Here is a 9,491-nt window from a genome sequence, read left to right on the forward strand (position 1 = left end):
CACCGCATGGTCGGATCGATGGGCAAAGTCGGCGCTGCCGGCGATAACGCGGCCATGGAATCGTTCTTCAGCCTGCTCCAGAAGAACGTCCTCGACCGCCGCACTTGGACCCGCCGAGAAGAGCTGCGCATCGCGATCGTGATCTGGATCGAACGGACCTACCATCGGCGCCGTCGCCAACCCCGCCTCGGACGTTTGACCCCGATCGAGTTCGAGGCCATCATGAACACGCCAGCCGCACTGGCTGCGTGACTAGAACCTGTCACCTATCCGTGCAGCAGACCCGTGTCCCACATTTCGAATTAGGAACGCGAGCCGCCTTCAAAGAAGCTCATCACCTTTACCGTGCGAAACCTGCCCATACCGCGCGCCTTGTAATGGGCCAGATACATCTAGTCTCCGTCCGGGCGGGAAACGAAAACTTCAGCTACCTCGATGTCGTCCATGGGAGGCTCCTCCGGCAGTAATAGAACGAAGAGGTCATCATGAACGATTCCGCACCATTTGTCACGGTTCTGGGCCAGACGAGTCGCCTCCTGAGAGACGCCCATCAGATTGCCCTACACTGAAGGTCGTCGTCTAGCGAGAGCACACGGCACGTCCCAGTAGTCTAGGTCGATGCGACGCATCGGCCACCGGAGGTCCACAGCACGATGAGCAGAAGGACTCAATCTCCCTCCTCAGACGGTGTGGCAAGCACCGACGGCGAGAGTGACAAACAACCACGCAACGGTGACGCCTATAAAGCCGGCCCAGACAAACTTGTCCTGTGGCTATCATTGGGCTTCATCATCGCTTTCGTCGCAGTATGCGTGATTCTCGGAACCACCGCTCGAGATTCTTTTGCCGTGGTGTCGGACTGGTTGATGACTAATCTCAACTGGCTATACATCGGCGGCGTGTCGATTGCCTTCATCTTCCTCGTCGCCCTCGCACTAAGTGGCTATGGCCGAGTCAGACTCGGACAAGACGGTGAAGCCCCCGCTTATACCCTCAAGAGCTGGTTCGCCATGCTCTTTGCCGGTGGTCTCGGTTCGGTACTGATGTTCTTCGGTGTCGCCGAGCCGATCAATCACGTGATCAACGTCCCGATGCAGAACGAAGAACCGATGAGCCAAGGGGCCATCGAGCAGGCTATTGGGTTCACCATGTACCACTTCGGTCTGCATATGTGGGTGATCTTCGCGCTGCCTGGCCTTGCGCTTGGTTACTTCATCTACAAGCGCAACCTGCCGCCGCGACTGTCGTCGATCTTTGCACCGGTTCTCGGAAAAGCCATCTATTCCTGGCCTGGAAAAATCATCGACGCCCTCGCCATCATCGGCACTGTCTTCGGTGTCGCGGTCTCTGTCGGGCTGGGAATTCTGCAGATCAACGCAGGCCTGAACATCCTGTTTGGCATTGAGGTCGCCCCCTGGGTGCAGATCCTCATCATTGTTGTCATCGTGGTTCTCGCCTCATGGTCAGTCGCTGCTGGCCTGGACAAGGGCATTAAAAATCTGTCCAACATCAATATCCTCATGGCCGTTGCGCTACTGCTGTTCGTCCTGGTCACCGGGCCGACACTCCTGCTTATGCGTGGCACCATGGATTCCGCTTCGGTGTACGCGGAGTGGCTCCCCCGCCTGATGTTCTGGTCTGATTCTCAGGATCTCACTGACGGCTGGCAGGGCGCGTGGACCGTGTTCTACTGGGCTTGGACGATCTGTTGGGCGCCGTTCATCGGTATGTTCGTCGCGCGTATTTCCCGGGGACGTACCATCCGCCAGTTCGTCGGCGGTGTGCTCGTTCTCCCCACACTCTTCATCATCATCTGGTTCTCCATCTTCGGTTACGCCGCACTGGACATTGAGCAGACCGATCCGGGGGTCCTCTCTAACCCGATCGTCGAGGAAGGCGACACCGCTGCCGCGCTGTTCACCTTCCTGGGTTCCTTCCCGTGGACCTTCGCGGTAAGCATTTTTGCGCTAGTCATTGTTGCGATCTTCTTCGTCACCTCAATCGACTCAGCCGCACTCGTCATCGACATGTTCGCTGTCGGAGAGGAGAACGTCACCCCGACCTGGCACCGCGTCATGTGGGCTATTGCGATCGGCGCTGTCGCAGGAGCAATCCTCGTGATGGCACCGGGAGTCGGTATCGAGGCATTGCAAGAAGTCGCGATCATCATCGGTTTCCCGTTCTTCCTCATCATGTTCGTGATGATGTACTCCTTGCTCCAGGGAATCCGCTCGGACTTCCACGCCAGACCAGAGCCCGCCACACGCCAGTGGGACACTGCGCACACACCGGAATCGTTGGAAGAGCAGGAAGCGAAACCTGCCCCGGGCTACGACGAAGACGGCAATGCACTCCCCGTCGCCGGCTACGACGACGAAGGCCGCTACGTCGTCCCGGGCACCTTGCTTGTCGAAGGAGATGTTGAATACCAGGGCGACGTCAATTCCGTCGATGCCCCAGACCACGATGATGATTTCGAAGCCTCAGGATCCCGCCAACCAGGTGACGTCGTCCTGCCAGACCAATTGTCCGACGGCACGGATACCTCTAACGACGGCGACAACAGTAAGAAGTAGGTCGATGAGGAGCGGAAGGACGCTAAAGATTTGCTTTCCGACGTCCCCCTCAACCTAACTCCTCACCCACGCGAGCGACCCCCAAGTTTTTGCCAACAAAACTTGGGGCTTATGCCCTGCGCGTGCGCTCAATAGCCTCGTTGACCATGCACATATTCCGAAAAGCGTTGGCCTCCACTGCAATTGCAGGTCTGACTCTCGTCGGCAATGCGAGCGTAGCCTCTGCCCAGCCGACTGGGCTTCCGCCGTTCATCGCCTCGATCGAAAGCCAGCTAACTCCCGAGGAGGCAGAACGTCTCCAGAACCCCCCCTGCTGAAGAGCAGAAGCTCGACATCCTCGGCTCCCTCAGCGGCCCGAGTTTCATCGACCAGATCGCGCGGTACTTCACTGTGCTCAGTCTCGACAGACTCGCTGACCTGGTCCGACAGATCTTCGGCGGAAGTCTTGGAAATCCATCCGGCTTACAACGCGAACGCCAAGATCTAGAGAATAGCCTGAACAGCATCCTTCGAGAGGAGAACTCATATCCGAGGAACTCTACGCGCAAATTAGGGAAATCGTATCGAACTTCGAGGAACTAACTTTCAAAGCCTATCCAGGCGCCGAAGCGGCGATCGCCATTATCGAAACGGACAATCCCGAAAAGAATTGCGAAGTAATGCGATTCGACAATGCAGAGCTTCCCCGCCTTTAGTCAGAGGTAGACGAAGTCTCGGAACCGATCTCGATTCCCGGGTTGACATTAGCCTATGCAGTTTCTGGTGATGACAAATTCACCTATATCGGATTTTGCATAGATTACTCTGGGCTGAATGGCGCCACAGAAGAAGTTGATGAAGCCGCAGAGACCTTCGAATTCTCGAGCGCCCGCGGCAAAGCATAGATCCAAATCTGAATGTCGTGTTCGTTCAATTCGAGTCCGAAAAATCTCTCCAACGGCGAACCCGTTCCAACAAACGCGACTTAGAGGTGATTTCGTGGACTCACCAACGATTTGACGACGCCTTTAGCAGATTCAAGGCCTAGATTCCATACAAAACTTGCCGCCAATACCAGTGGCTTGAACAGGCGATGGAGCCATCATACGTTTCGAACTATGAACTTCCTCCGACAGACCATCGCAACCAGCGCGATCATGGGGCTTGCCATGGTTAGCAGCGTAGGCGCCGCCTCCGCATAGCCCACCGAGCTTCCGTCGGCTATTGCCTCAATAAAAGGCCAGCTCTCCCCCCACGATCTCGAACGCCTCCAGAATCTCTCCCCCACAGAAGCAGAGAAGTTCGACGCCATCGGAGAGCTGTCCGGCCCGGCATTCATTCAGCAAATCGCGAATTTCTTCCGCTCTATCGGGCTAGGACAGGTTGCAGATCTAATATTGCAGATCTTCGGCCCTAGCTCACCGACTCCCCCTGATCCTGAAACTCCGATTGAACTCACAGAAATCGAGCAGCTCCGCCTTGGAACTGAAGATGCCATCAATACCATATTAAGAGATTACGGACTTTACGGAGACGATATATACGGAACTGCGCGCGAAACGTACCGAAACCTAGATAAGAGTACGATCGGATCAAGCAATCGGTTGTTCACCAGAACAAATCTTGCATGGTGTTGGATCGTGAAACTTTCGAACGAGGAGTTCACTGAGAAGGCACCTTCCATTATAGCGGGCGTCCAACGGCAAGCAGATCTACTTAAAGACAACGTCCCACATAAAAATGCGCTCGCTTGGGCATTCGATGGTGACGATGAGGACACAATTCAGATCGACTGCGGCCGCGGATAGGCTCGCAGACTCGGAAGAAAGAAACTCTGCGGGTTCGTTTCTCTGATTCCGTACCCTTGGTAGCAACGCGCTTAGGACTACGCATGACGAAGGGAGACCGCCGATGTCCCATGTATCCGAACTGGAGACTGCCGCCGCTGAGGTCGCTCACGCGATTGCCAGCCTCGCCCTCAAGCATGGCTTCGATGTCGCCGTCGCAGAGTCGCTGACCGGCGGGCAGATCTCCACCCAGTTCGCTGCGGCTCCGGATTCGTCGGATTGGTTTGTCGGAGGCGTCGTTACCTACGAAACTCGCAGCAAGCATGAAGTACTAGGGGTATCTCCAGGTCCAGTGATCAGCGAATCGGCTGCACGGGAGATGGCCTCTGGCGTCGCGCACTTGATGGGAGCCGATGCTGCGGTCGCTGCCACTGGTGCCGGTGGCCCTGGCGAGCAAGAGGGCAACCCACCGGGGACCACTTGGATTGCTGCTCTGGTCCGAGGAACTATGCGCACCCAGCTCCACCACTTCTCCGGAGAACCCGAGGAGATCCTTGGGCAGACCCAGCTCCGGGCACTCACACTGCTCCACGGACTGATGGCCGACGCTTGCGAGTAGGTGCTGCTAGACATTCTGAACTGCGTCGGACTCGTTCTGCCGATTCTTGTAAATCCGGTAGGTATCCCAAATGAGATATGCCGAGCCTGCCACCAGCAGAGCGATCCAGACCGAAGGCGGAGCGCCGATGAAGTAGAGCACGAGGAACAGCACGGCAAAAAGGGTAAATCTCATGGACTCTCCGAAAGGCTCTGGGGACTGCGCAGGTGCGGCATTACCCTACCGGCGGATGGCCCTTGCCGCGCTTCAAACGCGTGCACATCAGGCGACCGCGCCAGGTACTTGTACGATCGTGTCGTGATCTACGAACGACGAAACCCCTGGTCAAAAGACCAGGGGTTCCTTCGTGGTGGAGCCGCCGGGAATCCACTGCAACAGCTATTGACCTGCACGTTCGCCGCGAATGTCGACCCGCGTGCCAACCCATGTGCCAATCAGGTCGGAAAGGCTGCCCCATGACCAAGAATCACGCTCCCGTTACGTCGATCGCAGACACCGGAAAACCCCGCCCCTCCCGCATCCACTACGTGTTTCGCCACAACGACGACGGCACGCGCACCTACTGGTGCGGCAAGGTGTCCAGCAACCGCGCGATGATGTGCGGAACACCCGGCACGCCCCGGTGCCGCGAGTGCGAAGAGTTGTGGGCGCTCAACAAGGATTTGCACGCGACGGTGCACCCGTCGATCCGTACCACCCTTGCCGTGCTGCACGCGCTGGACTGTGGGAAGTCTGCGGAATGAGCGCGCTCACGATTGACGGCGTGAACGTGATCGATGGGGCCGGAGGATATCTCGGGGTGGCGCTACCCATCGCCGGGGGCTGGCACGCCGGCCACGATAACTACCCGGGACTATGCCCCCGCCGCGCGACCGCCGATGATGCGGCCCGGGATCTCCAGCGCTTCCGCGAGCTCGGGGCGCTTCTCGCGATCGGGTAGGTCACCAGCCACGGCACCCGCGCCCGGATTGGCCTTCCCCGCAAATCGTGGACAGGTAACTAAGCTGCGTCAGGTTCCTCAGCAGCAGGTTTGTTGAGCAGATTCATTTCGAACTCCACCGGCGGAACGTAGCCAAGCGCGGAGTGCAGTCGCCGACGGTTGTACCGGGACTCGATCCAGTCACCGACCTTCAACCGCGCCTCCGCCCGGGTAGGCCAGGCCCAGCGATCGTAGAACTCGCTCTTCAGCCTCGCCCACACACTCTCGGCCATCGCATTGTCCCAACACACACCGGTCCGCCCGACCGACTGCAGCATCTCCAGGCCACGGCACACGGTGAACATGTCATCACTGGTGAACTCGGTACCCCGGTCGGCATGGAACACCACACCCTCCGGCACCTCCCCACGCAGCGTATGAGCCATTTTCAGGGCCTTGGCCACCAGGAACGTCCCCATGCGTGAGTCCATCGCCCAGCCCAAAATCCGGCGGGAATGCGCGTCAGTTACCGCCGCCAGGTACAGCCAGCCTTCACCGGTACGCAGGTAGGTGATGTCCGAAATCCGGACGCGGTTGAGTCCGCCCTGGTCCCAGCCGCGTTTGACCCGGTCAGGGATCTTGTAGGTGTCCACGCCGGGGATCGTGGTCACCGGGGTGAACTTCTTCGGACTGATGCCTTCCAACCCCTGCCGGAGCATCGATTTCACCACGGTCTTCCGGTCGACGTCAGTACCCTCCCGGGCGAGCTGCGCATGGATCCTGGGAGCACCGTAGACGTCGTCGGAGTCGGCGAAGGCCTTACGGACCTTCACATCGAGTGCGTCACGTTCACGGCGTCGTGGGCCGGGTTCTGTGGCCTGCCGTGTGACCCAGGCGTAGAAGCCGGATCGGGACACGCCAAGAAGTCTGGCCATGCGGGTGACCTCGTAGTTCGCCTTCTGCGCTGCCATCAGTTCGTACCGTTCGTCGGTCGTTGCTTGGCTGCGAAGAAGGCTGCTGCTTTTCCCAGGAACTCGTTGTCTTTGTGCAGCTCGGCGACCTGACGGCGCAGGGCCTTGAGCTCTGCGCGTTCGTCGACGGTCAGCTCCCCGGTGGGCTCGCCGGCATCGGCGGCTCGTTCGGCAGCGACCCACTTGCCCAACGACTGGGAACCGACACCCAGCTCCCGGGCGACCTCGGCGATCGCGCGTCCGGTGTCGATGACCAGGCGGGCGGCTTCGTGCTTGTACTCGGGGCTGAAGGTTCTCCGGGGTCGTTTGCCGGGGGTCTTCTCGGTCATGGTGGCATCCTCTCGTGCGAGACGGGGCCCGCTAAATCGGGTGTCCACTCAACGAGGGTAGGGCCACCGGTCACTGGACCGGCCACGTTTCGGAGTGTCAGGGTTGTCCATGGTGCTTGCTTCCTGGTCTCTTCAGCTAGCGGTCAACCCCCGGCCATGTGGCATGGAGGCAATGTCGACCTCAGTGGGCTGGCATAGCCTTATTGAGCGGCGCTGGAAGGGAAGAAGAGGAGAAACCGGCGGTGTGACTGCCGGGAAGGGGCAGCCACCCCTCGTGTGGCAGGGCCGTGAGGCTTTAGGAGTCAGCCGCCTCAGTCAGTTCATTAAGCGGGGTGATCCCACGCCGGGCCAGCCACTGCTTTCCCCACTCATTGAGATCCCGGAGCAGCGGGGCCAACAGGAGAGCTTCTTCGGTGAGTTCGTAATCGACGTGCGGTGGCACCACTGGGTGGACCGTGCGCAAGACCAGACCGTCTTCTTCCAGTTCACGCAGTTGTTTCGTCAGAAGCCGGGGAGTGATTCCCGGCATGTGACGGTGGAGCTGGTTGAACCTCAGTTGTCCTTCCAGCAGATGGAACAGGATCACGCCCTTCCATTTCCCGGCGATGATCGCGGCACCGGCTTCCATCGCGCAACCGGGTAGGTCATCAGAGAAGCGAGTTCGCGGCATGGTTCATCAGCCTTTCCAAGGAAGGGGGCAGGCCACGCCACTGTGGTTGAGGGCGGGCCTGATATGGGGTGTCCTACCTGTTTTAAGGTTACTGGGCCACAGTTTGTTCCATCGGGGCTACCTCAGGTTTCGGCTGGTTGCGCAACCACGCTGAGCCATAGCGGGTGTACTGCGCCGGCTGGGTGATGGATTCATGCAGCTCGTCGGCAGCCGTACGCGGCCAGAACGGGTCCTTGAGCATCTCCCGGCCGACAAGGACGATATCGGCACGGTTGTTGCGCAGAATTTCCTCGGCTTGGCGGCCACTTTCGATCAATCCCACAGCGCCGGTAGCAATACCTGCCTCACGCCGGATCAGCTCGGCTGCCGGAACCTGATAGTTGGGATAGGACACGACCCTGGCGGGGGCAACCCCGCCGGAGGAGGCGTCGACCAAATCGACTCCCTGCTCCTTCATCCACTTGGCGAAGATCACGAAGTCTTCTGGGGTGTTCCCGCCCTCGGCGTAGTCGGTGGTCGAGACTCGGACAAACAGTGGACCGTCCCATTCCGCGCGGACTGCGTCGATGACTTCCCGCACGATTCGGTACCGGCCGGCATGATCACCGCCGTAGTCGTCGGTGCGGTGGTTGGCCAGCGGGGACAGGAACTGATTGAGGAGGTAACCGTGTGCGGTATGAACCTCGATGACATCGAAACCGGCCTGCTTTGCCCGTCGTGCCGCGGCCCCGAAGGCCTCCACGATCTCTCGGATGCTGGCATGATCAAGCTCCTCGGGGATCCGGGCGTTCTCATCCCAGGGCACAGCCGAGGGGGCGACCGGGGCGTAATCGTCTACTCCGAGCATGCGCCCGGCGTGGCCGATCTGGGCGCCGATCTTGGCTCCGTGCTGGTGGATGATCTCGGTCAGGCGGGACAGGCCTGCCACATGATCGTCGTTCCAGATACCGAGGTCGCCCGGGCCGATAAGTCCATTCGGCTTCACGATCAGGGTTTCCGGGAAGATCAGGCCCACGCCACCGAGGGCGCGGGCGCCGTAGTGGACCAGGTGGAAGTCCTGGACCTCTCCCTGCGGGTTGGCCGAATGCATGCACATCGGTGACATGGCGATGCGGTTGCGGAACTCGACGCCACGGATCGAATAGGGCTCAAACAGTAGTGCTGACAAGGGTATTTCTCCTGACCGGATTGGGTTTCGCGGGCAGGTGTGAAGCTACCGGTGTACTGCAGAAAATATAAGTACGCACTTTTACTGTACTTAGTACACTTTTGTATAGTGTGCAGCTCACAGGCTTGAACAGCGGGGGCAGCCCGGGTGTGGCTAAGGGTGGACGAGGATTTTGATGTGTTCGTCCTGGTGCTGTTGCAAAGTTGGGCGGAGAGCAGCGAAGACTCAGTTTCTCATTCCCTGATCGCCGCTGCGTGTGGGCGTTCTCAGGCCGTCTCGAAGACCCGGTTGACGATCACCGCGTCCGGGTTCGGTTGCCCGTAGGCAAACATCGTGCCTTGCCCTTTCCGCAATGAGTGCATCGCCTCCATCCCTTTCAACGTCCGATATGCAGATGTCCGGTTCTTAAACGCGCCTTTCGGCCCGAGGATCCGCTTCAGCCGACCATGGTCGCCTTCCAGGATGTTGTTGAG

Annotated in this window: 12 protein-coding genes; 6 read left to right on the forward strand and 6 right to left on the reverse strand. The window is 59.3% G+C overall.

The genetic code is table 11. The features are described 5' to 3' along the window. Positions 1 to 252: integrase core domain-containing protein (locus tag YWU_RS17005; RefSeq protein ID WP_034647987.1), on the forward strand; the 252-nt coding region annotated here is incomplete at its 5' end. Between the two features lie 140 nt (positions 253 to 392). Here YWU_RS17005 and YWU_RS18270 read toward each other — a convergent pair. Then, entirely contained in the window at positions 393 to 551 is a 159-nt protein-coding gene (locus tag YWU_RS18270) for a hypothetical protein (RefSeq protein ID WP_156892847.1), read from the reverse strand. A 102-nt stretch (positions 552 to 653) separates the two neighbouring features. On the opposite strand from YWU_RS18270, the gene YWU_RS17010 reads away from it, so the two are divergent. From YWU_RS17010 to YWU_RS0113210, 3 genes are all read left to right on the forward strand, one after another. Next, positions 654 to 2,576, forward strand: coding sequence for a BCCT family transporter (locus tag YWU_RS17010; protein ID WP_084142212.1), 1,923 nt, complete (start codon positions 654 to 656; stop codon positions 2,574 to 2,576). A gap of 1,619 nt (positions 2,577 to 4,195) precedes the next feature. Continuing rightward, positions 4,196 to 4,363 carry a hypothetical protein gene (locus YWU_RS18275; protein ID WP_156892848.1) on the forward strand — a complete coding sequence of 56 codons (168 nt, stop codon included), beginning with the start codon at positions 4,196 to 4,198 and terminating at the stop codon, positions 4,361 to 4,363. A 103-nt stretch (positions 4,364 to 4,466) separates the two neighbouring features. Beyond that, a complete protein-coding gene (locus YWU_RS0113210; RefSeq protein ID WP_051260370.1) occupies positions 4,467 to 4,961 on the forward strand; it encodes a CinA family protein in 495 nt (164 codons plus the stop codon). Positions 4,962 to 4,967: 6 nt separating this feature from the next. On the opposite strand, the gene YWU_RS18280 is transcribed toward YWU_RS0113210, so the two are convergent. After that, the gene (locus YWU_RS18280; RefSeq protein WP_156892849.1) at positions 4,968 to 5,135 is read right to left on the reverse strand and encodes a hypothetical protein; all 168 of its coding nucleotides are present in this window, start codon (positions 5,133 to 5,135) and stop codon (positions 4,968 to 4,970) included. A gap of 281 nt (positions 5,136 to 5,416) precedes the next feature. Here YWU_RS18280 and YWU_RS0113220 point away from each other — a divergent pair, with 281 nt between their 5' ends. Both YWU_RS0113220 and YWU_RS0113225 read left to right on the forward strand, forming a co-directional pair. After that, a complete protein-coding gene (locus YWU_RS0113220) occupies positions 5,417 to 5,704 on the forward strand; it encodes a hypothetical protein (protein ID WP_027020832.1) in 288 nt (95 codons plus the stop codon). Positions 5,705 to 5,760: 56 nt separating this feature from the next. Next, a complete protein-coding gene (locus YWU_RS0113225) occupies positions 5,761 to 5,901 on the forward strand; it encodes a hypothetical protein (RefSeq protein ID WP_156892850.1) in 141 nt (46 codons plus the stop codon). 59 nt (positions 5,902 to 5,960) lie between these two features. Here YWU_RS0113225 and YWU_RS0113230 read toward each other — a convergent pair. The 4 genes from YWU_RS0113230 to YWU_RS0113250 form a co-directional block, all read right to left on the reverse strand. Next, positions 5,961 to 7,180, reverse strand: a protein-coding gene (locus YWU_RS0113230; protein WP_156892851.1) for an IS3 family transposase whose coding sequence is annotated in 2 segments (ribosomal slippage) — positions 5,961 to 6,910 and positions 6,910 to 7,180 — 1,221 coding nt in all. Because the reading frame shifts where the segments join, the coding sequence is not laid out codon by codon here. Between the two features lie 295 nt (positions 7,181 to 7,475). Then, a complete protein-coding gene (locus YWU_RS0113240) occupies positions 7,476 to 7,850 on the reverse strand; it encodes a winged helix-turn-helix transcriptional regulator (protein ID WP_027020836.1) in 375 nt (124 codons plus the stop codon). Between the two features lie 88 nt (positions 7,851 to 7,938). Further along, on the reverse strand, positions 7,939 to 9,018 hold the full coding sequence (gene namA / locus YWU_RS0113245; RefSeq protein ID WP_027020837.1) for an NADPH dehydrogenase NamA: 1,080 nt from the start codon (positions 9,016 to 9,018) through the stop codon (positions 7,939 to 7,941). 266 nt (positions 9,019 to 9,284) lie between these two features. Continuing rightward, a partial coding sequence (locus tag YWU_RS0113250; RefSeq protein WP_027020838.1) for a DDE-type integrase/transposase/recombinase occupies positions 9,285 to 9,491 on the reverse strand: 207 nt, incomplete at its 5' end.

It is taken from the genome of Corynebacterium sputi DSM 45148, assembly GCF_000427865.1.
Lineage (GTDB): Bacteria > Actinomycetota > Actinomycetes > Mycobacteriales > Mycobacteriaceae > Corynebacterium > Corynebacterium sputi.

Coding starts and splice junctions, on each gene's coding strand:
- YWU_RS18270 (WP_156892847.1), bottom strand. CDS start 551: ATGGGCGTCTCTCAGGAGGCGACTCGTCTGGCCCAGAACCGTGACAAA.
- YWU_RS17010 (WP_084142212.1), top strand. CDS start 654: ATGAGCAGAAGGACTCAATCTCCCTCCTCAGACGGTGTGGCAAGCACC.
- YWU_RS0113210 (WP_051260370.1), top strand. CDS start 4,467: ATGTCCCATGTATCCGAACTGGAGACTGCCGCCGCTGAGGTCGCTCAC.
- YWU_RS18280 (WP_156892849.1), bottom strand. CDS start 5,135: ATGAGATTTACCCTTTTTGCCGTGCTGTTCCTCGTGCTCTACTTCATC.
- YWU_RS0113220 (WP_027020832.1), top strand. CDS start 5,417: ATGACCAAGAATCACGCTCCCGTTACGTCGATCGCAGACACCGGAAAA.
- YWU_RS0113240 (WP_027020836.1), bottom strand. CDS start 7,850: ATGCCGCGAACTCGCTTCTCTGATGACCTACCCGGTTGCGCGATGGAA.